Source organism: Lyngbya confervoides BDU141951, from assembly GCF_000817775.3.
GTDB lineage: Bacteria > Cyanobacteriota > Cyanobacteriia > Thermosynechococcales > Thermosynechococcaceae > Lyngbya > Lyngbya confervoides.
In genome coordinates, this window is sequence record NZ_JTHE03000100.1 from 1 (window position 1) to 26,111 (window position 26,111).

General features: G+C 53.4%; 22 protein-coding genes and 1 pseudogene. 11 read left to right on the forward strand and 12 right to left on the reverse strand.

Translation table 11 applies throughout. The annotated features are described in order from the left end of the window. The first annotated feature begins 219 nt into the window (after positions 1-219). From ccmP to QQ91_RS16880, 5 genes and pseudogenes are all read left to right on the forward strand, one after another. Positions 220-861 (forward strand): beta-carboxysome protein CcmP, encoded by a 642-nt coding sequence (gene ccmP / locus QQ91_RS16860; RefSeq protein WP_166276311.1) that lies wholly within the window; start codon positions 220-222, stop codon positions 859-861. 4 nt (positions 862-865) lie between these two features. Then, positions 866-1,711, forward strand: coding sequence for a pentapeptide repeat-containing protein (locus QQ91_RS16865; protein ID WP_166276314.1), 846 nt, complete (start codon positions 866-868; stop codon positions 1,709-1,711). 202 nt (positions 1,712-1,913) lie between these two features. Further along, on the forward strand, positions 1,914-2,852 hold the full coding sequence (locus QQ91_RS16870; RefSeq protein WP_166276317.1) for an NAD-dependent epimerase/dehydratase family protein: 939 nt from the start codon (positions 1,914-1,916) through the stop codon (positions 2,850-2,852). Between the two features lie 272 nt (positions 2,853-3,124). Continuing rightward, positions 3,125-3,853 carry a Crp/Fnr family transcriptional regulator gene (locus QQ91_RS16875; RefSeq protein ID WP_166276320.1) on the forward strand — a complete coding sequence of 243 codons (729 nt, stop codon included), beginning with the start codon at positions 3,125-3,127 and terminating at the stop codon, positions 3,851-3,853. Positions 3,854-3,930: 77 nt separating this feature from the next. Next, positions 3,931-5,172: pseudogene (locus tag QQ91_RS16880) on the forward strand (RNA-guided endonuclease InsQ/TnpB family protein). A gap of 501 nt (positions 5,173-5,673) precedes the next feature. On the opposite strand, the gene urtD reads toward QQ91_RS16880, so the two are convergent. The 5 genes from urtD to ureG all read right to left on the reverse strand — a co-directional run bounded on the left by urtD (position 5,674) and on the right by ureG (position 10,978). Further along, the gene (gene urtD, locus QQ91_RS16885) at positions 5,674-6,435 is read right to left on the reverse strand and encodes an urea ABC transporter ATP-binding protein UrtD (protein WP_166276323.1); all 762 of its coding nucleotides are present in this window, start codon (positions 6,433-6,435) and stop codon (positions 5,674-5,676) included. Beyond that, complete coding sequence (gene urtC / locus QQ91_RS16890) at positions 6,395-7,591, reverse strand: urea ABC transporter permease subunit UrtC (protein WP_166276326.1); 1,197 nt, start codon at positions 7,589-7,591, stop codon at positions 6,395-6,397. The genes urtD and urtC overlap by 41 nt, the downstream gene beginning before the upstream one ends. 15 nt (positions 7,592-7,606) lie before the next feature. Next, positions 7,607-8,761 (reverse strand): urea ABC transporter permease subunit UrtB, encoded by a 1,155-nt coding sequence (gene urtB / locus QQ91_RS16895; RefSeq protein WP_166276328.1) that lies wholly within the window; start codon positions 8,759-8,761, stop codon positions 7,607-7,609. A gap of 78 nt (positions 8,762-8,839) precedes the next feature. After that, positions 8,840-10,150: an urea ABC transporter substrate-binding protein gene (gene urtA, locus QQ91_RS16900; protein ID WP_166276331.1), complete on the reverse strand. Its 1,311-nt coding sequence runs from the start codon at positions 10,148-10,150 to the stop codon at positions 8,840-8,842. 225 nt (positions 10,151-10,375) lie between these two features. After that, complete coding sequence (gene ureG, locus QQ91_RS16905; protein ID WP_166276334.1) at positions 10,376-10,978, reverse strand: urease accessory protein UreG; 603 nt, start codon at positions 10,976-10,978, stop codon at positions 10,376-10,378. Positions 10,979-11,358: 380 nt separating this feature from the next. On the opposite strand from ureG, the gene QQ91_RS16910 reads away from it, so the two are divergent. From QQ91_RS16910 to QQ91_RS16920, 3 genes are all read left to right on the forward strand, one after another. Further along, entirely contained in the window at positions 11,359-12,795 is a 1,437-nt protein-coding gene (locus QQ91_RS16910) for a cytochrome ubiquinol oxidase subunit I (protein ID WP_166276337.1), read from the forward strand. Positions 12,796-12,821: 26 nt separating this feature from the next. Continuing rightward, the gene (gene cydB / locus QQ91_RS16915; RefSeq protein WP_166276340.1) at positions 12,822-13,841 is read left to right on the forward strand and encodes a cytochrome d ubiquinol oxidase subunit II; all 1,020 of its coding nucleotides are present in this window, start codon (positions 12,822-12,824) and stop codon (positions 13,839-13,841) included. A gap of 148 nt (positions 13,842-13,989) precedes the next feature. Continuing rightward, complete coding sequence (locus QQ91_RS16920; RefSeq protein ID WP_166276343.1) at positions 13,990-14,433, forward strand: cupin domain-containing protein; 444 nt, start codon at positions 13,990-13,992, stop codon at positions 14,431-14,433. A 34-nt stretch (positions 14,434-14,467) separates the two neighbouring features. Here QQ91_RS16920 and QQ91_RS16925 read toward each other — a convergent pair whose 3' ends face one another. From QQ91_RS16925 to rpmF, 3 genes are all read right to left on the reverse strand, one after another. Further along, positions 14,468-14,728, reverse strand: a complete 261-nt coding sequence (locus tag QQ91_RS16925; RefSeq protein ID WP_166276346.1) for an acetyltransferase — start codon at positions 14,726-14,728, stop codon at positions 14,468-14,470. Positions 14,729-15,053: 325 nt separating this feature from the next. After that, entirely contained in the window at positions 15,054-16,520 is a 1,467-nt protein-coding gene (locus QQ91_RS16930; RefSeq protein WP_166276349.1) for an FAD-linked oxidase C-terminal domain-containing protein, read from the reverse strand. A gap of 157 nt (positions 16,521-16,677) precedes the next feature. Then, positions 16,678-16,854: a 50S ribosomal protein L32 gene (rpmF, locus tag QQ91_RS16935; protein WP_166276352.1), complete on the reverse strand. Its 177-nt coding sequence runs from the start codon at positions 16,852-16,854 to the stop codon at positions 16,678-16,680. Between the two features lie 386 nt (positions 16,855-17,240). Between rpmF and glgA the strand changes: the two genes are divergently transcribed. After that, positions 17,241-18,716 carry a glycogen synthase GlgA gene (gene glgA, locus QQ91_RS16940; RefSeq protein ID WP_166276355.1) on the forward strand — a complete coding sequence of 492 codons (1,476 nt, stop codon included), beginning with the start codon at positions 17,241-17,243 and terminating at the stop codon, positions 18,714-18,716. Positions 18,717-18,865: 149 nt separating this feature from the next. Continuing rightward, positions 18,866-19,246: a hypothetical protein gene (locus QQ91_RS16945; protein WP_166276358.1), complete on the forward strand. Its 381-nt coding sequence runs from the start codon at positions 18,866-18,868 to the stop codon at positions 19,244-19,246. Positions 19,247-19,385: 139 nt separating this feature from the next. On the opposite strand, the gene QQ91_RS16950 is transcribed toward QQ91_RS16945, so the two are convergent. Both QQ91_RS16950 and QQ91_RS16955 read right to left on the reverse strand, forming a co-directional pair. Continuing rightward, positions 19,386-19,832, reverse strand: coding sequence for a YraN family protein (locus QQ91_RS16950; RefSeq protein ID WP_166276361.1), 447 nt, complete (start codon positions 19,830-19,832; stop codon positions 19,386-19,388). 16 nt (positions 19,833-19,848) lie between these two features. Continuing rightward, a complete protein-coding gene (locus tag QQ91_RS16955; protein ID WP_166276364.1) occupies positions 19,849-19,989 on the reverse strand; it encodes a hypothetical protein in 141 nt (46 codons plus the stop codon). 72 nt (positions 19,990-20,061) lie between these two features. On the opposite strand from QQ91_RS16955, the gene QQ91_RS16960 reads away from it, so the two are divergent. After that, positions 20,062-20,244, forward strand: a complete 183-nt coding sequence (locus QQ91_RS16960; RefSeq protein ID WP_166276367.1) for an RNA-binding protein — start codon at positions 20,062-20,064, stop codon at positions 20,242-20,244. A 126-nt stretch (positions 20,245-20,370) separates the two neighbouring features. On the opposite strand, the gene trmFO is transcribed toward QQ91_RS16960, so the two are convergent. Together trmFO and QQ91_RS16970 are read right to left on the reverse strand one after the other, a co-directional pair. Beyond that, entirely contained in the window at positions 20,371-21,753 is a 1,383-nt protein-coding gene (gene trmFO / locus QQ91_RS16965; protein ID WP_166276370.1) for an FADH(2)-oxidizing methylenetetrahydrofolate--tRNA-(uracil(54)-C(5))-methyltransferase TrmFO, read from the reverse strand. A 228-nt stretch (positions 21,754-21,981) separates the two neighbouring features. Continuing rightward, complete coding sequence (locus QQ91_RS16970; protein ID WP_166276373.1) at positions 21,982-26,103, reverse strand: DNA-directed RNA polymerase subunit beta'; 4,122 nt, start codon at positions 26,101-26,103, stop codon at positions 21,982-21,984. Between the last annotated feature and the right edge of the window lie 8 nt (positions 26,104-26,111).

Below are 26,111 nucleotides of genomic sequence, written 5' to 3' on the forward strand. Positions count from 1 at the left end.
TGTATCTCACAATTATATCTAAACTTTGTGAGATGCGTCAATTGTGTGGGGCTAACGCCCCGCTCCTATCCCTCCCCGACCTAAGAGGATCGGGGTTTCTCGGAGAAAACTGATGAAGGGATCTGATCCGTTTTGCTGGTCTTCCGCATCAGGGCCAGGGATAATATCTCAGGGCACAATTGTCCTTGAGCAACCTTAGACAGATGGAGACCACCGGTTTTGGGCGTTGAACTACGCAGCTATGTTTACCTTGACAACTTACAGCCACAACATGCCGCGTTTATGGGGACAGTTGCCGTGGGCTTCCTTCCGCTGCCAGGAGATACGTCGCTATGGATTGAAATTTCGCCCGGCATTGAAATTAACCGGCTGACCGATATCGCTCTTAAGGCCGCCGTGGTGCGGCCCGCAGTCCAGATTGTCGAGCGTCTCTATGGACTATTAGAAATCCACGCCAGCAGCCAAGCAGAGGTGCGCGCTGCTGGCAAGGCCATGTTAGAGACCATGGGCGTCACCCAGGGCGATCGCCTCAAACCCCAGCTCATGTCGAGCCAAATCATTCGCAATATTGACCCCCACCAAGCCCAGCTGATCAATCGCACCTGTCGCGGAATGATGATTGTGGCCGGACAATCGCTATACGTTATGGAGGTGCAGCCCGCCGCCTATGCCTCTCTGGCTGCAAACGAGGCAGAAAAGGCGGCCTCTATTAATATTTTGCATGTAACTTCGGTGGGGAGCTTCGGACGGTTGTTTTTGGGCGGCGCTGAGCAGGATATCAAAACTGCCGCTGCTGCAGTGGAGGACACCTTAAAGTATGTCTCAGGGCGATCGCAGCCGGTCCAGGGAGCAAGGGAGTAAGACCATGGCCGATCCAGAACATCTTCATTATCTGCGTAAAGGCGCGATTGCCTGGCAATATTGGCGCCGCCAGCATCCCCAGACGAGGCCCGATCTGCGGGGGGCGCTGCTAACGCACCTAAATTTACAGCGCTATGACCTGTCGGGGGCCAATCTGCAGGGGGCCAACTTGACCGCTGTGCGCTTAAGCAAAGGCAACTTGAAGGGCTGCGATCTGCGAGGTGCCATTCTAGAGAGAGGGCAACTGAACCAAACGGTGCTGGTGGAGGCCCAGCTGGATCAGGCCCAGCTTCAGGGCTGCTCCCTCCGGCAGGCGGACCTGCGCAATGCGATCGCCACCGGGGGAGACTGGGAAGGATGTGTTCTCCAGGAGGCGGATCTACGAGGCGCCTCCTTTGCAAGGGTGAACCTCAAGGGCGCTAATTTACGGGAGGCAGATCTGCACCGAACCCGATTAACCCAGGCTCATCTGGAGGGCGCGGACCTGAGCGGGGCCAACTTGGCCCATGCCAATCTGGCCGCAGCGGAACTGCGGGAGGCGATCCTGGTGGGCACCCATCTCTATGAAGTCAACTTCGAAGGGGCCAACCTGTCAGGAGCTTGCTGTCCTAAAACCTATCTTTTCGATGCCAATCTCAGGGGCTTGATCGCTCAGGCGGTGGACTTTAGCTGGAGCACCCTAGGAAAAAGCAACTTTGCAGGGGCTGACTTGCGCCAAGCAATATTCAAAGGCGCTAGATGTCACGGCACCAATTTTCAGGACTGCCACCTGCAGGGAGCAAACTTTTCGCAAGCTGAGGTGGAAATGGCGCGATTTAAGGGTTCAGCCCTAGCCGGGTCCACCTTCTAGGAAGCTTCTCAATTTTCTCAATTCCTAAAGATGGCAAAATTTATCACAGCCAGGCACCCCAAACAGCAGTGTCCAACCTTAACCGATGGCTCGGCCCCAGAAAGATGACCCGGATCTTTGGCCTGCATTTGATCCTATGATGAGGAGCGCAGTGCGTTTGCAGAGCATTGCCCTTGGATAGTGATGGGGTAGGAGACCAACAATGCGAATCTTAGTGATGGGAGGAACTCGATTTATCGGCGTTTCTCTCACAAAACTTCTGGTGCAGCAGGGACACGAGGTAGTGCTGTTTAATCGGGGAAACCGGCCCGCCCCAGTGGAAGGCCTCCGGCAAATCCATGGCGATCGCACCGATGGCGATCAAGTTCGCTCGCTGCTAGAGCCAGAATCCTTCGATGCCATTTTTGACAACAATGGTCGTCAGCTCTCCGACACTCAACCCCTAGCCGACCTCTACCGCGACAGGGTGCAGCATTTCGTTTACATGAGTTCCGCCGGGGTCTACTTAAAATCAGACCAGATGCCCCATCGGGAAGGAGATCCCCTCGATCCCCACAGTCGCCACCGGGGCAAGGGGGAAACGGAAGCCTATCTGGCCCAGCAGCAGATTCCCTTCACCGCCCTTCGCCCCACCTACATCTACGGCCCCCAAAACTACAACGATTTGGAAGCCTGGTTTTTTGATCGAATTGTGCGCCATCGCCCGATTCCAATTCCTGGACATGGCGAACATTTAACCCAGCTGGGTCACGTTCAGGATTTAGCCATGGCCATGACCCAGGTTCTAGGAAACACAAGGGCCATTGGGGAAGTTTACAATGTGAGCGGCGATCGCGCGATCACTTACAGCGGGTTAGCAAAAGCCTGTGCCATCGCTGCGGGAAAGTCTCCGGAACAACTGAATCTGGTTTATTACAACCCCAAGGACTTTGACTTTGGCAAGCGCAAGGCATTTCCACTGCGATTGCAGCACTTCTTTGCCGATATTCATAAGGCCCAAAGCCAGCTGAACTGGACCCCAAGCTACGATTTGATCGCAGGGCTGCAGGATTCATTTCAGCAGGATTATCTCGCCAGTGGCCGGGACAGCGCTGACATCGATTTTAGTTTGGACGAGATGATTCTCGAACAGCACAGCTAGAACAGCACGGCTAGAACAGCACAACCAAGAGAACAAAATCAGGTCAGTCAGAAAAATTGCATGCTCCTACCAGGGGTCTTCCTGGGGTTGTGGCCGATCTCCCGCTGCCCGCAGGTCTTCACAAACCCAGTTGTTTGAAGGGGTCCAGCAGATCTTCCGCCAGATCTTCCGCAAGGGTATCAACGGGTACATTGATCCAGCAGCATTGACCAATGCTTGGACGCTAGGATGATGAAAAGCGGTCCCATTCCTGTTCTCATACCTCCAAAACAATGTTTCACGACCCAGATCTGGGTCGTTGGCTACAGTCAACGCTCCTGTTTCGGAATCTCTCCACCTCCCAATGTTCATCGTTACTTCGAATTTCCCATCCCCAAACCTTCCAGAAAGGGGATCTGATTTTTCGACAGGGCCATGATGCCTTGGGGTTTTACATTGTGCAGACGGGGCGGGTGAAAATATTTAAGGTCTCCAGCACAGGGCGTGAGCAGATTCTCAATATTTTTGGACCGGGAGAAAATTTTGCAGAGGTGGCCGCTCTGGATGGCAAACCGTTTCCAGCCTCTGCAGCCACCCTGGAATCCACAACCATGATCTTTTTCCCCCGTCAGGCCTTCCTACAGCTGCTGCGGGAATGTCCTGAAATCGCCATTAATATGCTCACTAGCCTGTCGCAACATACCCGTCATCTCACCGGCGTGATTGAGGAGTTGTCCTTCAAAGATGTTTCGCAACGTCTGGCCTCTTATCTGCTTAAGCAAAGCGCTGACGGTTGCGTCCAAGCTAGCGATTCTCTCAGATCGGTTATTCGTTTAGAGCTGACGAAGAGCCAGCTCGCAGCCACATTAGGGACCATCCCAGCCACCCTCTCACGGGCCTTCTATCGGCTGAGCCAGGAAGGACTGATTGAGGTCAAGGGGGCAGAGGTCCTAGTCCGAGACCGTCATCGACTGCAACGATGGGGGCAACCCCTGGATGGTGAAGAAATTCGCACAGAGTAGGGATCTGTGAGGATCATTGCGAGGCTCTGAAGTCTATAAAGAGATCAATCTACACAGTTTTGTCATATGAAGTAGACATGCTAAATATGACCTGGGAATTCAGGTTAGAGCCGACTGCCGAGCAGATTTCAGAGATTGGGCACATTCTGGATCTGTGCCGCAATATCTGGAACTTTGCGCTGCGGGAGCGCAAAGACTGGCTCAATTCTCGCAAGTCACCCGTGAATGCTTGTTCGATTCAGCAAGCGTTTATCCTGCCAACGGATGCGCCCTTCCCGAATTACCACGTTCAGGCAAAGCGGTTGACTGCGAGGCTAACTTCCCTAGGCTCAAGACCGTGAATGCTCAGATGCTTCAGCAAGTTCTCAGGAGGCTCAATGGCACTTGGGAGTCGTGGCGATTGAAACGATCTGGCTTCCCTCGGTTCAAAAAGCCGAATCGGATGCGCTCCTTTGGGTTCCCTCAGATGCTCAAGACCTGCATCAGCGAGGAAGGGATGAAGCTGCCGCAACTGGGTTTGGTAAACGTGCGCTGGTCACGGTGCATCCCCGACCTGTTTGAGGTCAAACAAGCCCGCATCGTCCGTAAGGCATCGGGGTATTTCGTCACGCTGAGTCTTCAGTCTGAGGTCGATATTCCTAGCACAATGCCTCATGGCCATCCGGTCGGGATTGATGTCGGGCTGGAATATTTTCTCTCAACTTCCGATGGGGAACCAGTGAAGCGACCTCGCTTTTTCAATGACTTACACCGCAAGCTGAAATTGCTGCAACGTAGGCTTAAGACGAAGCAAAAAGGGTCAGCGAACTACGTTGGATGCAGGATTGGGGCAGTTCACTCATCAAATCCTGCCTGGGGTGTGCTTCAAGCGAGAGGTGTATTACGGCAAGGTTGCCCCAAGAGGGACGAGTCAGAACTGTCCTGATTGTGGTGCCGCAGTCAAACAAGACTTGAGCGTGAGAGTGCATCAGTGCCCTAGTTGTGGCTCAACTAAGCCGAGGGATGTTGCAGCAGCGCCAGTGATCTGTAGCCGTGGGCAACGGGGAATAGAAAATGCCTGTGGAGTCGGGGTGACAGGGAGTTCAGTCATGAATTCTAGTCAACTGGCACTGAAGCAGGAAACCTTTGGGGCGACCCCAGGAATCTCTCTCTGTACCCGACAGGTCAGAGGGAGAGGATGTCAACGCCGTTGTCGCTTCTGCAAACAATCCAGCATCTGCTGCCTCACGGCATTTGCCCACCGATCAAAATCATCTAAAGCAATGGGGCTGCCCGAGGGGTTACCTTCCTGGATGTCAGTATTTCGCTTTGCTTGGTAATCCATACTGTTCGCCGCTCTCGTGGATATGTTTAGCTTGGCAGAACCATCCCCGTTTAGACGCACAATGATGTACCAATCAAATAAAAACTATGCAACCGTTGCATCGCTCCCCTTGAATCCTCCCTTGTGAAACTCCACTGAAAAGGGGGGGGGCAACCGGCAAAGTCAGGCTGGACAGCGCATTTAGAGCCTGTCATGTTTTGTTGATTTTCTTGAGCAGTGCGGCTGCCCTAGAGAGAAGATCTTCGCAGGCGGGACTTTTTATTTCTAGAGAGTCCAGATTTCTAAAGAGTCCAGAGGGTCAGGTCCCGAAGGGGTAAGGCAAGACAGCTGAAGAAGCGATCGCCCTGGTGCATCCGGGAAAAGGTCTATTATCATTGCCAATGATAGATCCGCAGCGAACCCCACTGTTATGCCATTTGCCCCACATCAAATACAGCGCATCAAAACTGGCCAAAAACGATAGATTTCTCATTCGGATTAGCAGATGCGCCATCCTTTACTCCTTCATAACCTCTGACTCTGTTTGCCCCAGATAGACCTCAATGACCCTGGGATCGCTTTGCACCTGGTCCATCGTTCCCTCACACAGAACCGATCCCTGGTGCAAAACCGTGACCTGGCGGGCAATTTGTCGCACAAATTCCATATCGTGCTCAATCACCAGAATGGAATGGTCCGCAGCAAGGGCCAGGAGCAGTTCTCCCACATTCACCGTTTCTTCATCCGTCAACCCGGCAACAGGTTCATCCACCAGGAGTAAATCCGGAGATTGGGCAACCAGCATCCCAATTTCCAGACGCTGCTTTTCACCATGAGAGAGCAGTCCGGCGGGGATGTCTGCCTTGGCTTCCAGGCCAATGGTGGCCAGCAACCCGGCCACAGAGTGACGCTCAGCCTTGGTAGATTGACCCAGGATCGCCGCCCAAACCGATTTGTTTCGTGCGCCTGAAACCGCCAAATTTTCGCGGGTCGATAGATTAAGATACACGCGCGGCGTCTGAAACTTTCGGCCAATTCCAAATCGGGCAATTTCGTGTTCAGCGTAGGGCAACAGGTTTTTCCCCTTGAACTTGACGGTTCCCTGGGTAGGTTTCGTTTTCCCAGTAATCACATCCATGAAGGTGGTTTTTCCCGCTCCATTGGGACCAATGACCACACGCAGCTCTCCCGGCAGCATGGAAAAATTCAGATCATTAATTGCCTTGAAACCGTCAAAGCTAACGGTCAGATTGCTGATTTCCAAGAGTTTCGCGTTCATAGGTTACATCTGGATCCGTTTCTAAACTTGGATAGGTATTCAGGTTGGTTTTCCCTAACAGATAGCGCCACAGATTTTGCCCCTCCACTCGCAACCAGCCCACAATTCCATCGGAGAGAATGGTCACAACCAACAAAAAGAGCGCGCCCTGGAAAAATAACCAGATCTCTGGAAACTGCTCGCTGAGAAGCGTTTTAGCAAAATTTACCAGAATGGCCCCCAAGACAGCTCCCACTAAAGTGCCTCGTCCCCCAACGGCAACCCAAATCACCATTTCAATGGAAAAGGGAACATCCATAAACTTAGGCGTGACACTGCCGGACTGGACCGTGTAGAGCGCCCCCGCAATCCCCGCCAAAGCCGCTGATATGGCAAAGACCAGTACTTTAAATCCGGTGGGATTATAGCCAGAGAACCGCAGCCGACTTTCATCGTCCCGAATGGCAATGAGTAGCTTACCGAGACGCCCCTGCACCAGCCAGCGACAGAGCCCGTAGGCGATCGCCAGCACAACCACCGTTAACCCTAGAAAAAACTGCTGCACCTCCGTAGAACCGACCTGCTCACCAAGCCAATAGGTGGTCGAGGTGGTAAGGCCGTTCGTCCCATTGATCAGTTTCTGCTGGCCGTTAAAAAAATTGAAAAAGACAATCAGCGAGGCCTGTGTCAAAATCGAGAAATAAACCCCTTTAATCCGGCTTCGAAATACCAGGTAGCCTAGAACCGCTGCAATAATCGCTGGGATAGCGGCGATCGCCACCATCGCAAACGGGAAGGATTGAAACGGCTCCCAGAAACGGGGAAGATCCTCAACACCGTAGAGGCTAAAAAACTCTGGCACGCGGGGAGCATCCCCCAAGGTCTGGGGCTGCTGCAACAGATGCATTGCCACAACATAGCCCCCCAGCGCAAAGAAAATGCCGTGGCCTAGGCTGAGCATACCTGTATAGCCCCAGATCAGGTCAATTCCAAGAGCAACAATGGCTAAAGATAGAAAACGGCCCAGCTGGTTCACCCGAGATCCCTGCCCAACCGCGGTGAGAACCTGGGGCAAACCAAACCAGATCAGCAGAGCAACAGCAATGACCAACCCAACTTCAATCCAAACCTGACGACGACGCACCATCGACCGAGCAGAGATCAAGCGAAATATCATAGATCTATTCCTGCACTATGCATCCACAGTTCGTCCCTTCTGGGGAAAAAGCCCCGCCGGACGAAACTGTAGAAATACAACAATCAAGGCAAAGATAAAGACCTTCGCCATGCTGGAGGTGGCAAAGAATTCAAAGAACCCCGTAATGGCATCATTGAAGCCCAACAGATTTCCAAAGGTATTAGACCCAATGGCATACTGCAAAATTCCAATGGTCAAGGCAGCAACAATGCTCCCCACTAGTTTGCCAACTCCGCCCACTACCACCACCATGAAGGTATCCACAATATAAGCCTGGCCAGTGTTCGAACTTACCGATCCCAGCAGGGCGACCCCGCAGCCCGCCACGCCAGCCAATCCCGATCCCAGGGCAAAGGTTAGGGCATCCACCGTGCGGGTAGGAATTCCCAGGCAAGCGCTCATGTTTCGATTCTGCGTAACAGCACGAATCTTTAGTCCCCAGTTCGTGCGATTCAGGAATGCAAAAATTCCGGCAATACAGACCCCAGCTAGCACAATGATAAACAGTCGACTGAAGGGGAGTTGGTATCCCTGAAGAATCGGCAGACCGCCTCGGAGCCATTGGGGGGCAGTCACATCCACCCCTTGCGTACCAAACCAAGGCTGGGTAACCGCAAGCTGAAACTGATTTCCCATCACCCCAGCCAGAGACAGGGCGATCGCCGCACTCATCGGAACCCATATCGTCAAAATCCAGCGTTTAAAGCGCTGCATTTGGTTGAGGCGATCAAGCACAGCCCATCCCCCAAAAAAGACCAGGCAAAAGAGGCCCAGGGCGGCCATGAACTGCCAGCTCACGCTTCGCACAAACTGCTGCAAAATCAAACTAACCCCCCAGGTGGCCAAGAGCGTTTCCAGGGGACGACCGTAGAGAAATCGCACCACGCTTCGCTCCAGCAAAAGTCCCAGCAATGCCGTAATGCCAAAGGCCACAATCAGGGCAAAGAAGATGTATAGATCGGCAAAGGGCGTTTCTTTGAGGCCATTCTGAACCACAAAGGTTGTATAGGCACCAATCATCATCAATTCGCCATGGGCCATGTTAATCACACCCATGAGGCCAAAGACAATCGCCAGACCCAGCGCTGAGAGCAACAGCACCGAACCGATACTAATACCACCGAGCAATGATTCAATCAGCTGAGTCAATCCCCACACTCCCTAAATTCAAGTGAACAGTGGGGGCAAAATCTGCCCCCACCCAATCTTTGAAAATCCTTTAAAACCTTAAGCCTGCTTAAACTTACCGGGATTTTCAACATCCGTTCGGGTCCAGTCACACTGATACCCCTTGGTGTCGGCCACAAACTGATTCCAAGGTAGAGGAGCAACAGCCTCCGGTGTAGAGTAGATGATTTCAAATAGACCATCATCACGCACTTGACCAATGCGAACCACCTTTGACAAATGATGATTCGCATTCATGGTCACCGTCCCTTCGGGAGCGGCAAAGGTTTGCCCAACAGCCGCGGCTCGCACCTGATCGAGATCGTCCGCCGTACCGGCTTTTTCCACAGCCTGCTTCCAGATATGGACCATGATATAGGCCGCCTCCATGGGGTCGTTTACCACTCGGTCCTGGCCGTACTTCGCCTTGAAAGCCTCGACGAACTTTTTACTCTCGGGGGTATCCACAGTTTGAAAGTAGTTCCAGGCGGCGTAATGTCCCTTTAAAAAGTCAACGCCAATGGCCTGAACCTCCTCCTCTGCAATGCTGACAGACATGGTGGGATATTGATCCGGTCCCATCCCCGCTCCCTGAAGCTGCTTGAAGAAGGATACGTTGCTATCTCCATTGAGGGTGTTATAGATCACTCCGCCGTTCGGGAGCGCCTGCTTGATTTTAGAAATAATCGGGGTGACTTCCTTGTCTCCGAGGGGTAGGTAGTCTTCGCCCACAACCTTCCCCCCACTTGCCTCAAGCTGGGCTTTAATAATGGTGTTAGCCGTGCGGGGAAATACATAGTCAGAGCCAACCAGGAAAAACTCCTTGCCAGGATATTTCTCCAGGAGCCAAGTCACAGAAGGCTCAATCTGCTGATTCGGTGCTGCTCCGGTGTAGAAAATATTCTTAGAGCATTCCTGTCCTTCATACTGGACCGGATACCAAAGCATATGATCCTTAGATTCAAAGGTGGGTAAGACCTGCTTACGGCTCGCAGAAGTCCAGCAGCCAAAAATCGTCGCCACCTTATCTTGATCAATCAACTTCTTGGCCTTTTCATTAAATACCGGCCAGTCGGAAGCTCCATCTTCAGTGATCGGCTCAATCGTTTTCCCCAGAACGCCTCCGGCATTATTAATTTCTTCAATGGCCAGCAGTTCTGCATCAACAACGCTTTTTTCGGAAATGGCCATGGTCCCGGTCAAGGAATGCAAAATCCCAACCTTGATCGTGTCTCCACTAGAAGCAGACGGACTAGCAGAATCCGTGGAACTCGTAGATTCTGGCGCGCCGCTACAGGATTTCAGCAGCATGCTTCCCGCCACCGCGGATCCCATAATTAGGAATTCTCGTCTCCTAAATTGCTTCGACATTCGCAACTCCTCTCCTTAAGGTTAGTGCCGTAAAATAATGGACACCCGTGTTAAATACAGAGCATCCTACGACCAGCAATAAATTAAAACTGTACATCCTGATACATAAAAATGTGTCCAGGTATACATTTTCCTGAGGGAAAAGGTCCTGAGGGAAGGGCGATCGCTTCCCCTGATGAAGATTGCAATGCCATCCTTCCCTCTCTCTGGGGGCTAGGGGGGCGGCTAGGGGAGGAGATCTCGCTCGATAAACTGCAGCACGGTGGCTAACCCCTGCTGTGTTTTAAGATTCGTAAAACAAAAGGGACCATCCCCACGCATGGTCTTGGCGTCGCGCTCCATTATCTCTAGACTAGCGCCCACGTGGGGGGCAAGGTCGATCTTATTGATCACCAGCAAATCTGACTTGGTGATTCCCGGTCCCCCTTTACGCGGGATCTTATCTCCGGCGGCCACATCAATGACGTAAATCGTCAGATCCACCAGCTCTGGGCTAAAGGTGGAAGCTAGGTTATCGCCACCGCTTTCCACCAGTACCAGGTCTAAATCTTGGAATTGAAGCTCTAGTTCCTCAATGGCGGCCAGGTTCATTGAGGCGTCTTCGCGGATGGCGGTGTGGGGGCAGCCCCCAGTTTCAACGCCCACAATGCGATCGCGAGTTAAGGCCTGGGAACGGGCGAGAAACTGGGCATCTTCCTGGGTATAGATATCGTTGGTGACCACCGCAATTTGATAGCGATCGCGCAGCGCTTTGCACAGGGCATCCACTAAAGCCGTTTTGCCCGATCCCACCGGACCGGCAATTCCCACCCGCAGCACTCGCTTCATGGCTCCCACCTCAAGGTCTCCTGGACAATTTCACACACTTCTCCAAATAGTACCTGGCTTTCTCCAAACCAGCGCTAGAGTGTCGACAACCTCTAAGGGAGAGGCCTCTGGGGAAGAGTAGCTTAAAACAAACGGATTCTGGCCCTCATTCCGGAAAAGTCCCTCTAACCTAGCCATTGAATGCCATCCAAGTCTGGATTGAGGAGAGGGAAGCATGAATAGTGCTGAGATGGCAGACCCAAACCAGCGGAAGATTGCCCCGCCTGGGGATCCCTCCACCTAACTGTGTGGAGGACAGCAGTTTTATCGGGGCAAATTCGCTAGATTGTCAGCAGAATAAATGGTGATTCATTCTGCATTTCATATCCGGTATAGCTGCGATGTCCTTTTTTTCAGATTCAGTGGCCTTATCACGAACCCAGTTTGCGGTAACGGCCATTTTTCACATGCTTTGGCCTATTTTGACCACAGGAATGGCGATTTTCCTGGTAATTGTCGAAGGTCTCTGGCTAAAAACTAAAAATCCTGACTATTACCGCCATGCTCGATTCTGGGCTAAGCTCTACGTGCTCAACTTTGGGATTGGCGTCGCCACCGGATTGCCGATGGCTTTTCAGTTTGGACTCAATTGGGCGCCCTTTTCGGAGGCAGTGGGCGACTTTTTTGGGACCGTCCTAGGGTTTGAGAGCACCATGGCCTTTATGTTGGAAGCAAGCTTCCTGGGGATCATGCTCTTTGGCTGGGATCGCGTTCCCGCCGCCATGCATTATCTAGCCACCATTCTGGTGGCCATTGGCGCAAATCTTTCAACTTTTTGGATTCTTTCGGCCAACTCCTGGGTGCAAACCCCAGCCGGGGGTGAGTTTATCAACGGAAAATTCGTGGTCCATGACTTCTTCCAGGCCATCGCTAACCCCTTCATGGTCAAAAGCTTTCTTCACATGTTTTTTGCCACGCTGGAAACCTCGCTGTTTGTGATTGGGGGGATTAGCGCCTGGTATTTGCTCAAAAACCGGCACCCAGAATTTTTTCTGCGATCGCTCAAGATTGTTTTAGTCGCTGTGCTATTGATTGCCCCCCTACAGGTGTTTGTGGGCCATCTGAGCGCGGAGCAAGTCTATCATTACCAGCCCACCAAGCTAGCGGCCATGGAGGCTCAGTGGGAAACGATCCCCGCTGGCGCCACGGCTGACTGGAATCTGCTGGCGCTCCCAGATAACGCAACGGAGTCGAACAAGTGGTCGGTTAAGATTCCACAAGCCTTGGGTCTCGTCTTGGAATTTAAACCTAAACTCTCCGAGCCAGTTTTAGGACTGAAGGAATGGGCTCCCCAGGATCGTCCGGCCATGGTGGGCCTGATTTTCTACTCCTTTCGGTTAATGGTGGGGATTGGCTTTTTCTTTGTCGCCCTAATGGGCTTTTCAATTTTGCAATGGTTGCGCGGCAAGCTTCGAGTGGACGCCATTGCCCAACAGCCGTGGCTGCTGTGGTCCTGGATCTTTGCAGGACCCATGGGCTATCTGGCCGTAGAATCTGGATGGATTGTGCGTTGCGTCGGTCGTCAGCCCTGGCTCGTCTACGGCCAGATTCGGACCGCCCAAGCCGCCTCTGTACTCCCGCCAGGGGAGATTCTATTTTCTCTGGGGGGTCTGACGGCAATGTATACCGTGTTCTTCTTTACCACCCTGTTTTTTGCCCGGCGCATTATCGTTGAAGGTCCGAACCTGGCGGTTCCCCTTCCAAAATCAGCAACATTTCTGGGCGCAAAACCCCTGAGCCATGAACCCGACAGCCGTCCAGCCGAAGCGCAACAGTAGGAACACACAAGCCGTAGAAATGCACCATGGAAACCCTAGACTATTTTCTCCCGCAGCTCTGGTTTGCCATCCTGGGACTGTTTCTATTTCTCTATATCTTGTTAGATGGCTTTGATTTAGGGGTGGGAATCCTTTCCCTAACAGCATCTAGTGAAGAACGACGCAGCATCCTCATGACCAGCCTGGGAAACGTATGGGATGCCAACGAAACCTGGCTGGTGTTAATGGGCGGATCCCTGTTTGGCGCCTTCCCCCTCGCCTACGCGACCATCCTCAATGCCCTGTATCTGCCCGCCGTCATCATGGTGGTGGGGTTGATTTTTCGGGCCGTCTCCTTTGAATTTCGGGAAAATTCTCGCAATAAGGTGACCTGGAATCTGGCTTTTGGTGCCGGCAGCTTCTTAGCCGCCCTCGGTCAGGGATTTGCCCTGGGATCTATTTTTGAGGGTATTACCGTGGACGGAAATGGGCACTTTACCGGAGGCGCCTTTGACTGGCTGACTTGGCGATCGATTTTGGTGGCCTTAACACTGATTCAGGCCTACGTCCTGGTGGGGTCCACCTACCTGGTGATGAAAACCAGCGGAGCGCTGCAACAAACCCATTACCGCACCGCGAAGCTTGCCACAATCACCACATTTCTCGGGGCTGCTTTCATTACCGTGAGTACCCCTATTTTTTCCCCGGCCATTCGGCCACGCCTGTTTGCCCCTCCCCTGCTCTATCTGTTTCTAATCATCCCCCTACTGGGGTTATTGCTGGTCACCCTGCTGTACCGCAGTCTTAACCGACAACAGGAAACCATGCCCTTTATCTGGACTGTTCTGCTCTTTGTTTTATCGTTCCTGGGGCTGGGATTCCTAATTTTCCCCTACATCATTCCCCCCACCATCACCATCTACCAGGCAGCCGCAGATCCTAGCTCCATGGTTTTCATGATTATCTTTGTGGGCTTCCTCATCCCCATTCTGCTAGCCTACACAATCTATAACTACGTGGTGTTCCGGGGAAAAATTGTAGGGGAGGCCGATGCCCCAGACAGCTGAAATCTCAGGGCAAAGCGGCCCTGCCAGGACCGCTTTGCCTCGGCAATGCACAAATTGGCAACTTTGTATCATATTTTTCACATCTTTTAATATCGTCTCGCTAAGATACAAGTAATGTTTTCCTAAATTTGTGTTGGAGGCGATCGCCATGGGGCTCTCTCGTCAGATTCAGATTAAGTCACTCGAATCCACGTCTAGCGGCATGGCTCAGTTTTACACGCCCCAATCGAGTAACGAAACCATGCTGGTCAAGGTAGACGCTGGCACCGCTGATGACCTATTTGTGCACCACTTTCAAACCGATCAACTGTTGGTGGTGAGTGGCCAACTGGTGCTTGTGGTGCTGCAAAATCGCCAGTATCAATACATCCCCCTCAACCAGGATTCCCCTCAGGTGGTCACCATTCCACCGGGGGTGCCCCACGGGGCGGTGAACCTCTCCAGCGATCCTTGCCTAGTGGTCAACGCCGTGATCCGGCATGGAACCCCCCACGAACGTGACTACCGCCCGTTGAAGACACCCTTTCCCTACGATATGCAAAAGATTCGCACAATCATGGAACAGCCGCTGGAGCAGGTTGCGGGGGGGTAAGGCCTCCCCCTTGGGTACAAGCAGTGCCCGTAGGTTAACCCATAACAGCGACGGAGTTCGCTTGCTTCTCCTGGTTTTGGGATTGAAGATGATCTCGGTATTCGGCATCAAGCCAGCACTGCGGCAGGGGTTCCTGGGACGGAAAGATCAGGTGTGATTTGGTAAAGGTTTCATCATCCTGTAGCTCTTCCCCGGCATGGAACCGGCCCAGCACAGTGCGCTTAAAGGGATCCATGAGATCCTGAACCGCTAGAATTTCAACTAGATTGCCGCTTGGTTGATGCTTTAAGAACATGGGTTTTGTCCTCCATTCGCAATGATTTTAGCGAGAGACTCTCCCGATCATTCAACGATCGGGAGCCGCTGTAGACTTTAGTCTCAATATTCGTAGCGTCCCGTAAATACCCTGACCCCAGCGCTTGAAAGAGCCCCCTCAGAGTCTCTTCCATTGTGACATTAGAAACCCTTAAGGGTGGGGGTCTGTAGTAAAAATTTAGGCCCCCTTGGGCATTCCAGGGAAGCTCATCCTTCTCCCTGGAGCCTTACCCTGACCAAAGACGCGCCTCTATCGCCCGGTTCACGCTCGCAGCAAAAGGGGAATCTTCAACCTTCTGGTTGGGCTAGAACAGTTGCGCATCACCCACTTCTACGGACAGATGGGCATGGGCTCCCTCTCCACAGGTGCGCGGCGTAGGAAACACTTTCTCTGGATTTGCAAGGGTTTTCGGGTCAAAGGCCTGTCTGACCCAGAGCATCGATTCTAAATCCAAGGCACTGAACATATCCGGCATAAAGCATTTCTTGTCCGATCCAATGCCATGCTCTCCAGAGATGCTCCCACCTGAACGAACGCAGAGCTTAAGGATTTCTCCTCCCAGGGCTTCTACGGCTTGCAGCGATCCTGGCACCGACTCATCATACAGAATCAGTGGATGCAGGTTCCCGTCACCAGCATGGAAAACATTGGCAATTTGGTAGCCAAACTGCTGTCCCAGGGCCTCAATTTCCCCCAGTACTGTGGCCAGCTTCGTGCGCGGAATGACGCCGTCTTGAACAAAATAGTTGGGACTGAGCTTGCCCGCAGCGGCAAAGGCCGCTTTTCGCCCTTTCCACAGGCGCAAACGCTCCTGAAGGTCCGTGGCAACGGTGACCTGCCGGGCACCGTTCTGATCACAAATAGCGCCCACGCGCTGGCGACTGGCTACCACTTCTTCTTGCAATCCATCCAGTTCAATAATCAGGACCGCCCCAGCGTCGCGGGGATAGCAGTTGGTTTGAACCACATCCTCCACCGCATTGATGCTGAGGTTATCCATAATCTCCATCCCGGCCGGAATGATCCCAGCCTGGATGATGTCAGCCACAGTTTGTCCCGCCGCCTCAATGGTGGTAAAGTCCGCCAGCAATACCTCCACAGCTTCCGGCGCTTTAAGAATCCGCAGGGTTATTTCAGTGGCAATCCCTAAGGTCCCTTCCGAGCCCACCAGTAGCCCGGTCAGGTCATAGCCTGGAAGTTCCGGCACTTTTCTGCCAGTCTCCATCACCGCACCATTGGGGAGAACAAAGGTCATGCTCAAGACATGGTTGTTGGTTACCCCATACTTGAGACAGTGGACTCCCCCGGAATTCTCGGCAATATTTCCCCCGATGGAACAAATGATTTGACTGGAGGGATCGGGCGCATAGTAGTATCCCGCGTCTGCCACCGCCTGGGTCACCCAGGCATTAATGACCCCCGGCTGAACGCGCACCCGCTGATTCTCTAAATCCACTTCCAGGATTTGATTCATGCGAGCCGTGACGATCAGCATGCAGTCGGGAGTAGGCAGCGCTCCCCCAGAAAGGCCGGTTCCCGATCCTCGGGCAACAAAGGGGATTAACTCGCGATCGCACAGTTGAACCAGCGCGGCCACCTGTTCTGTGGTGCGGGGCAATACCACCAGTCCAGGCATCTGCCGATAGCTGGCTAGGCCGTCGCATTCGTACACCGAGCGCTCTTCGGCGCTGCTGATCACTCCATCTTCACCGACAATTGCTGCGCACTGCCGGATGAGGTCAGTCCAATTCCTGGATGAAGGTGCAACCATAAATTCCAAGCCATTGAGGAACGCCATAAGCTGGGGCGCCCAGTTTATTCCTAAGGTATCGCAAGTTCAATCATAAAGAATCGTCACTCAAACCGTCACCCAAAAAAAGGAGCCAGCTATTGCCGCTCCCGATTCATCTGGCGAATAACCCCAGCGGTTACTCGTCCTCATCTTCATCCTCATCGGTGGGGTAATAAAAGCCTTCGGCACGTCCAGTCAGCACAGACTTCCCAATTGACAATGCCTTTTGCGCCTCAAATTGCGCCTGGCGCTTCCAGTGCGACCGTCGTGAATCACGCTTAGATTTGGAGGTTTTCTTCTTAGGGACAGCCATTGCTTCTTGCCAACATTAATGAATGCACAACCTTTCAATGGTACCACGCTTGCATCGGCATTACGGAAAACGCGATGGTCAGATGGGTCGGACGGATAGTCGAGGGGAGCAGAGGGTCCGCTCTCAAACCCTCCACCTCTTCCGAGGGGGGATCAGGAAATGTCGGCATCTCTTTACAAAAGTTGATAATCCAAAGATAATTGGGTGAAATTTTTCCACGAGGTTATCGTCTCAAATCCTTTCTCTATAAACTTTTCATCGCTCAAGCGAATATTATGACTAGGACGGGGTTTGGGGGAGATCGCCTTCGCCAATCTTTAAAATGGTCCAGGGTCCACCATAGCCCAGGGACATTGATTTAACGCAATTTTTCCTAAGGAGTTCCCATGTACATCGTTCAAATTGCCTCTGAATGCGCACCTGTCATTAAAGCGGGAGGTTTGGGCGATGTGGTCTACGGGTTAAGTCGTGAGGTGGAGAAAAAAGGGCACTGTGTCGAGGTAATTTTGCCCAAGTATGACTGTATGCGCTACGACCAAATCTGGGGGCTGCACGAAGCCTACCGAGATCTGTGGGTGCCCTGGAATGGGGGCGTCATCAACTGCACCGTTCACTGTGGCTGGGTGCATGGACAGCTGTGTTTCTTCATCGAGCCGCACTGTGAAGAGAACTTTTTCAATCGCGGTACCTATTACGGCGCGTTAGATGACCACATGCGCTTCGCCTTCTTCAGCAAAGCAGCCCTGGAATTTTTACTCAAGGCCAATAAGCGACCAGACGTCATCCACTGTCACGATTGGCAAACCGGTCTGGTCCCGGTTCTACTTTACGAGATCTATAAATTTCAGGGCATGGATACCCAGCGGATTTGCTACACCATTCATAACTTCAAGCATCAAGGCATTGCTGGAACCAACATTCTCTGGGCCACAGGGCTCAATCGTCCTGAATATTACTTCCATCCCGACCGACTCCAGGACAATTTCAACCCCTTTGGCCTCAACTTTATGAAGGGCGGCATTGTCTATTCCAATGCCTTCAACACCGTGTCTCCCCACCATGCCTGGGAAGCCCATAACACCGACGTGGGCTGTGGGTTAGGGGGCACCATCCACCAGCATCAGGGGAAATTTTCGGGCATTCTCAATGGCATCAGCTACGATATGTGGAACCCCGCCGCCGACACCTTTATCCCCCAGCACTACTCCCCGGAAACCTTTGAAAAGAAAAGCGTGAATAAGCAGGCGCTGCGAGATCGTTTGCTGCTGCGAGACGAGGACAAACCCCTTGTTTGCTATGTGGGACGCCTGGACAACCAGAAAGGGGTGCACCTGGTCCATCACGCCATCTACCATGCTCTCAATCGCGGAGCCCAGTTTGTGCTCTTGGGATCGGCCACCGAAACCTCGATTCATTCCTGGTTCTGGCATGAAAAAAATCACCTGAATGATAATCCTGACTGCCACCTTGAACTGAGCTTTAATGAGGAGCTGGCCCATCTCATTTACGCTGGGGCAGACATCGTGGTTGTTCCTAGTAACTACGAACCCTGTGGCCTGACCCAGGTAATTGCCCTCCGCTACGGAACGGTCCCCGTGGTACGCGGGGTGGGAGGGCTGGTCAACACGGTCTTTGACTATGACTATGATGAAGCCCGCAGTCCCAACGAGCGCAACGGATTCGTGTTCTACCAGCAGGACAACTATGCCCTGGAAACCGCCCTCGACCGGGCCTTGGATCTGTATTATCAAGTGCCCGAAAAATTCCAACAGTTAGCCCAGCAGGGTATGGCCTACGACTATTCCTGGAATAAGCCTGCCGATCAATATCTGGCGCTCTACGAATTTATTCGGCATCCCTAGCATTGGGTGAGTCCCGCCCTTGTCAGAATGGAAATTGGGAGAAATATTGTCCAGGGGCGATCGCTCTCCCCGAGGGCCACAAATCGCCAGTACCCAGCGGGTAGAATGGAGAAGTTCGTCAATCCCACACCGACTCAGGGGGTGCCTCCATGCGCGCATTTGATTCCCAATCCTTCCGGGCAAGCTTCCAAGCGTTACGCCCCTGGATTTTGACATTTGGAATCATCTGGCTCTTGGGAACTCTGGGTTTAGGTTGGCTCGTCAAGTCCTTTGTGTTCCTGATCCTGTTGCTGCTCCTGGCACCCATGATCTTGCTGATCATAGGGCGGTGGTGGCTCAGTCGAAACGTGATCCAGGCCCCTTGCCCGGTCTGCGGATTTCAACTCACAGGATTGAGCGTTTCTCCCACTCGCTGCCCCAGCTGTAACGAAGTCCTGGAAGTGAAGGATCGTCAATTCCAGCGGGTGGCAACCCCAGGCACGATTGATGTAGAGGTGGTGGATGTGACGGCCCAGGCAATGGACGAGTGACCTGTTCTCAGTGTTCACCGCTTAGGGGGACAGTGCCGGCTTCTTTCTCGATCCGAGGCGGGTTGAGCGTTTTTGACGAATCTGGGCAAAGATCGCAGAACCATGACAAGGTCCCCCGGGAATCCTCCGCCTTTACACCCTACTCGAAGGCCGCACTGAGATAATCAAACAGGAAAAGGCGATCAGGTCCAAAGTCAACCCAGCTGCCAGGAGCCAAGTCTCGAGGCACCATGTCGGGTCGAGCAATTTGCACCAGCGCCACATCAAATCGCCCCGGCATCTGCATCAGGTCTGGAAAATCGGCCAAAAATAGCTGGGCAGCGTGTCGCAGCTTTCTTTGCTTCTGGGGGGTGACGGCCAGCAATCCCTGGAGATCCCAGTTTTGTTGTCGCCGGGTCTTGACCTCTACAAAGGCTATTTCAAAACCGCCGCCGGACGCGGGACACTTGACCACGAGATCTAGTTCTCCCCATCGACAGCGCCAGCGTTCAGCCAATACCCTAGATCCCTGACCTCTGAGCCATTGCGCCACCAGTTTTTCACCAATTTGGCCCACCCCAGGGGGTTGAATAGCAGAATTTTCCATACCTCTAGAGTAGCGATTACAATCGCCCTTGATCGCCAGAGATACTTAATCGCCATAGATCGCCATAGATATAGGTCGCGATGGATGACAACTGCGATCGCAGGAGACCTTCAAGACCCTTGGCAGAAAATCTAATCCGCCCCTCAGCTTTTTTCACTCCCCCTCCCCTTTTTGTGAGAAATCCTTCTAGCATAGGGATGGTGGATGGCTTTTAGTTGGAAGGTTAGCTATGTTTCCCTTTTGTTTTTCGAACTGCTGTGATGCTGAGAGCCGTCAGAAAGCCCGCCTGGCGCAGCTTGATTTTCTGAAATGGGTGCGGGATAGCCTGGAAACTCGACTGGCAGCAACAAATGCAGCCATTGCCTCCCTAGAGCGGCAGGTCGGTCAGGCGCCCTCTGCCCAAGACAGCTAAGGCAAACTGGTTTGGAGCATCGGCTGGAGGAAGGATTCCCCAGTCCATGCTTCCAGCCCACCCAGACTCCAGACCAAACTCCAAGCCAATCAGCCAGAACTCACCTGGCTTTTCCCACAAGTCTCCTTAGAACACTGCGATGGGTCCTTGAATCCCTGGGCCAACTACTTCAGATTTCCAGGTGGTCAAACGGGCTAGGGCGCGATCGCGGTAAGCGCCATAGCGATCGCGCTTGTTCCGAATTTTTTGGGGGAGGGTAGGGATAATCCCAAAATTCGGCGGCATGGGCTGAAAATGCCGGGGAGAGGCGCTGCTAATAAATTCAAAGAGGGCACCACTCATCAACTCTGGGGGAAGCACCACCGGATCAAGCCCCAGGGCTATTCGCGCTGCGTTAGTTCCTGCGAGCCAGCCTCCAGCGGCAGCGGCCGTGTATCCTTCCGTGCCAATGAGCTGCCCTGCCCCCAGTAAGGTGGAGCGCTGCTTAAATTGCAGAGTGTTGTAGAGCAGTTGAGGAGCATTCAGAAAAGTGTTGCGGTGCATAACCCCCAGTCGAACAAACTCGGCAGTTTCCAGACCTGGAATCATTCGAAACACCCGCTTTTGTTCGCCCCAGCGCAGATTGGTTTGAAAGCCCACCATATTCCAAAGCTGCCCAGCCTTATCCTCCTGCCGCAGCTGCACCACTGCATAGGGACGATCCCCTTGATTTTCGGGGGATCGCCAATCACCCCGGCGGGCATCAAAGATCCCCACTGGCTTCAGGGGACCATAGCGCAGAGTGTCTTCTCCCCGCCGGGCTTGCTCCTCCACGGGTAAGCAGCCTTCAAAGAAGCGAGCCGACTCCCGATCAAAATCCTTGAGCTCCGCCTGCTCCGCCTCACAGAGGGATTGCCAAAACGCCAAGTATTGCCCGCGTGTCATCGGACAGTTCAGGTAAGCGGCTTCCCCGCGATCGTAGCGCGATGCGAGAAAGGCAATCTCTCGATTAATGGACTCCCCCATCACTATGGGACTAGCAGCATCAAAGAAGCTTAAATAATCCAGGCCCGTGAGGCCTCGCAGCTGATCGGACAGCACCGGACTGGTGAGCGGCCCGGTGGCCAAAACCACCACCCCTGACTCGGGAATGCACTGCACTTCTCCCCGACGCAGTTCAATCAGGGGATGGGCCGCTAGGGTCCGGGTCAAATCTTGACTAAAGGCGCCACGATCCACCGCCAGAGCCCCTCCGGCAGGCACTTGATGTTCGTCGGCTTTGCGAATCACGATGGAGCCGAGCTGACGCAGCTCTTCGTGCAGCAAGCCAGCAGCGCGATCGCTGGCCTGCGCCCCAAAGGAATTGCTGCACACCAGTTCAGCCAGATGGTCGCTATGGTGTGCGGGACTAGTATGTAGCGGTCGCATTTCGTGCAGAATAACCGCAACTCCGGCCTGGGCAATTTGCCAGGCTGCTTCCGTACCCGCCAAGCCACCGCCAATTACCTGCACCTTTTTCTGCAAAGTCATGACCTCTTACTGAATCGACAAATGAAAACAAGACCCTTTCATCATAGAAAGAGTCTCGTTTGTATGGCCCCTGGATCGACCAAGGATCCCCCTCGCTGAATCTTGGATGCCCTGAGGCGTGAGCTACCGCGCCAACGGACGCGGCTTCCTGTGGAGGCGCAGCATCGAACCGCTGAATTGACTCACCTATTATCTCCCGGCATAGGGCACGGGGGACGATAGGCCCTCCTAAAAATCCTCCTCATCGGGATCCATATCGCGATCCATGATGGGCATCGGCATGGGGTTTCCATCTTCATCCAAAATGGAGGAAGCTTCGCCATGATCGGGATAATCAGGGGCACCTTCTAAGGTTTCCTGAAGTTGACTGGCCACCTGATCGTCAATCAACGCATAGTCGTCGGGGTGACCCGTCCGATTCAGCTGAGCAGGAGGAGCCATCCCGGGCAGAGGATCCGCCAGCAAATCCTCACTGGCCAATGCCGGCAGGGAATCGCCATTCCCCATCGCACTTTCCATACTGTAATTCCGGGCCGTACGATCATCAATCACATCCGGGCTTTCCCCAAATCCGCCCCCATCGTAGCTCCCGCCCATGTCGCCCAGTCCCGTGGACTCGTCATAGGTATTAAACCCGGTTCCCGCAGGAATCAGACGTCCAATAATCACGTTTTCCTTGAGACCACGCAGGTAATCAGACTTCCCTTCAATGGCCGCTTCAGTGAGCACGCGTGTGGTTTCCTGGAAGCTAGCCGCCGAGATAAAGCTGTCGGTGTTCAAGGATGCCTTGGTGATTCCCAACAGCACCGGTGTATATTCCGCCGGGGAGGCGCCGGTAATGGACATGGCCTCGTTCACCTGCTCCACCTGGTAGAGGTCAATGAGCTCTCCAGGAAGCATTGAGGTGTCTCCCCCATCGTCAATGCGCACCTTCGAGGTCATCTGACGCACCACCACTTCAATGTGCTTATCGGAAATATCAATCCCCTGGGACTGATAAACCGACTGTACGCCATTGACCAGGAAGGTTTGCACCTTTTGTAAACTCAGCAAGGCCGCCTGATAATCTCCCAACTCTGCCCGGTAAACCTGGAAAGAGATGGCCAGAATATCATGGGGATTGAGGGGACCATCGGTGAGGGCTTCGCCCGCTTCAACGCGCTGCCCATCAATCACGATCGGGCTTTTGCCGGGAATCAGGGGGTAGTCTTGAATGGTGCCATCATCTTCAACCACCTTAATCTCAATGGAGTCATCCTCGTTGTAGATGACCTGAGCCGTTCCCGATCGCTGGGCAAGAATACACATCTCCTTCGGCTTCCGAGCCTCCAGCAGCTCTTCAATTCGAGGCAATCCCTGAATGATATCGCCGGTCTTGGCTCGCTCGAAAACCAACAGGGCCAGGTTGTCCCCACGCTGCACCAGATCCCCATCTTCAATTTGCAGCACCGCACCGGGGGAAACCAGATAGGGTCGTGCAATTCGAAGGGTCACCTGCCCGTTTTCAAGGGCCATCACCTGACCCGACTCTTCAGTGCTGATGCCCTCCGCAATCGCATCGCCAGCTCTAAGCAATTGGCCCAGTTGAACCTGGGCGGTTTGCCCCTGTAGATCCATCGAGAGGGAGTCTTCAGAGGTCACCACCAAAATGCGGCGCACCGCTTCTCCATCCTGACGAATCCCTTGCACAAGGCCCCCCTGCTTCGCAATAATGCCGGTGCGGGCCACCACTGAGCCAGGCTCAATGACATCTCCATCTTTCACCAACAGCTTGGTTTGGGTGCTGCCCTGGGTTTGATCAGCGGCGATATCACGCCGCAATACCAGGGATTCCAGAATGACCAGCTGCAGCTTAAAGGTGGTGCAGTCCTCATCCGCATCATCGGGCATTAGCTCAATGTCTGCGGCAAGCTGGGGTGCATCGGTATGAATTTCGAGCACCAGCTGCGTCCGAACCAAGTCTAGACCGTCAACGGACTTCACCCGTTCCCCGTCCTTGTAAGGAAGCCGCTGCACCGCGCGCAAGCTAATGGATCGGCCCTCTTCATTGACGGAGTCCTGGGAGGGCACCGAGGGTTCGTCAGGAACTTTGTACTCTATTACAGGCCGCAAAAGTGCAGCATATCCCTCTGGAGTTTCCACACATTCTAGATAGCGCAGCTCTGAAACCGTGACTCCAGGCACTGGCTCCTCACCAGGATGAACTAGGGTCTCGTTTTTCGCCAGAAGGGCCTCGGGATCATCGACGAGATGGACATCTCCTGGTTTAACAACCACCTCACGCAGGATGTCATTTTTCTGGGTGACTTCGACAATACCAGCAGACTGGCTGAAGATATCCTTGACCACCTCCGTGCCAGCTTCAATGTACTGGCCATCCTCCACAATGAGCAGGGAGCTGTCCTTATTCACTTCATGGGATTCTTCAGGAATCCAAAGAATTGTGCCTCCCTGCAGCACCTCGTATCCTTGCTTCGCCTTCCCTTTCTTGGCTACTTCAATGCCAGAATATTTGATAATGCCACCCGAGTTGGTGCGGTATTGATCATCAATGAGCTCAGCGACCACTTGATTGTTTGCCACCTTCGTTCCGGGCGCAGCCTTGAGCAGGAAGCGCTGTCCTTGATGGGCTTCAATGATGTATTGATCGCTTCCCTGGTGACTTTCCTGGCGAACCGTGGCCTTATCCAACAGCACCGAAGCGGTAATAATTTCCACTTCTCGCGCCCCTTTGGGCATTACCGGTTCTGCGAGGCGAACCACCCCCCCATGCTCCGTAACCAATTTGGTTTCGGCAAGGATATCTTCGGTTTGAATCACATCCCCATTTTTCACCATCGGCTCTGCGCCGGGAGGTAGGTTGTAGACTTCCCCGGAAAGCACCCAGATGAGACCGCCGCGCGTGGCAATACGGGTGGTATTGCCCTGGCGATCGCGCTTCTCCTCTGGCACCAGGTTAGAAAATTGCACCTGACCCGCCAAATCAGAGGCCACATCCTTGGTAGCTTTTTCCGTAGTCTTTTGAACGTTTCGACCCGTGGCCGCCACCTCTGCTAGCATTTGGCCCTTTTTGACCGTTTCTCCCTCCGCTGCCAGCAGGGTTGAACCCTGGGTAATCTCAAAGGTTTCCTTTTCACCTTTGCCCTCCAGGGTTAGCTTAGAATTTGCCTCGGCAACCTGGGCATCCTCGCCGTGGCGGGTCCGAAACGGACGCAGGCGAATGTTCTTGGGATATTTAATCTTGCCCTCAAAGGGCGCACGGATTTGCCTGGCCACCTCCGAAGTAAAGACCCCCCCGGTGTGGAAGGTGCGCATGGTCAACTGCGTTCCGGGCTCACCAATGGACTGGGCAGCAATGATGCCCACGGCTTCCCCAATATCGACGGTGTGGGCATGGGCCAAACTCCAGCCATAGCAACATTGACACACGGACCGGGCTGCTTCACAGGTAAGGGGCGATCGCACCACCACCTCTTCTACCCCCGCTGCTGCAATGAGCTTGGTATCCTCTTCAGAGAGGGGCTGATTCTTGACAAGAAGCACTTCCCCTGTCTCAGGATGTAAGATGTCCTCCAAGGGCACCCGCCCCAGCAGCCGTTTGGCCAAGGGAATTAAGACGCGATCGCCATCGGTCATATTGCGAATGGGAATTCCCCGCGTGGTCCCACAGTCCGCCTCCCGGATAATGACATCCTGGGAGACATCCACCAGACGACGGGTAAGATAACCCGAGTCGGCCGTCCGCAGAGCCGTATCCACCAGCCCCTTACGTGCTCCATAGGAGGAGATAATGTATTCCGTAACCGTGAGCCCTTCCCGAAAATTAGTTTTAATGGGCAGGTCAATAATTTCACCCTGAGGATTAGCCATCAAACCGCGCATCCCCACCAGCTGACGCACCTGGGAGAGATTGCCTCTCGCCCCCGAGAACGCCATCATGTATACCGAGTTGAGGGGATTGTTTTGACGGAAGTTTCGCACCACCTCATCTTTTAATTCCTCACTGGTGCCATTCCAGGTGTCAATCACCTTTTGGAAACGCTCCACCTCCGTAATTTCACCGCGGGTGTAGCGATCCTCGGTCACGCGAATTTCTTCCTCAGCCGATTCCAGTAGCTTCCGCTTGCTTGGGGGAATCACCAGGTCATCGACACTAATTGAAACACCGGCACGGGTGGCATAGCGAAAACCTAAATCCTTTAAATTGTCCGCCATTTCCGCCGTACGCGCGGTGCCATAATTACTAAAGGCCCAGGAAATCAGATCCTTTAGCGCTCCTTTATTGACAATACGGTTGCAGAAAACTGGGGGAGCCTTATCAGTTTTTGCAGCGGGTGCGAATTCAGTCATGGGTCTCT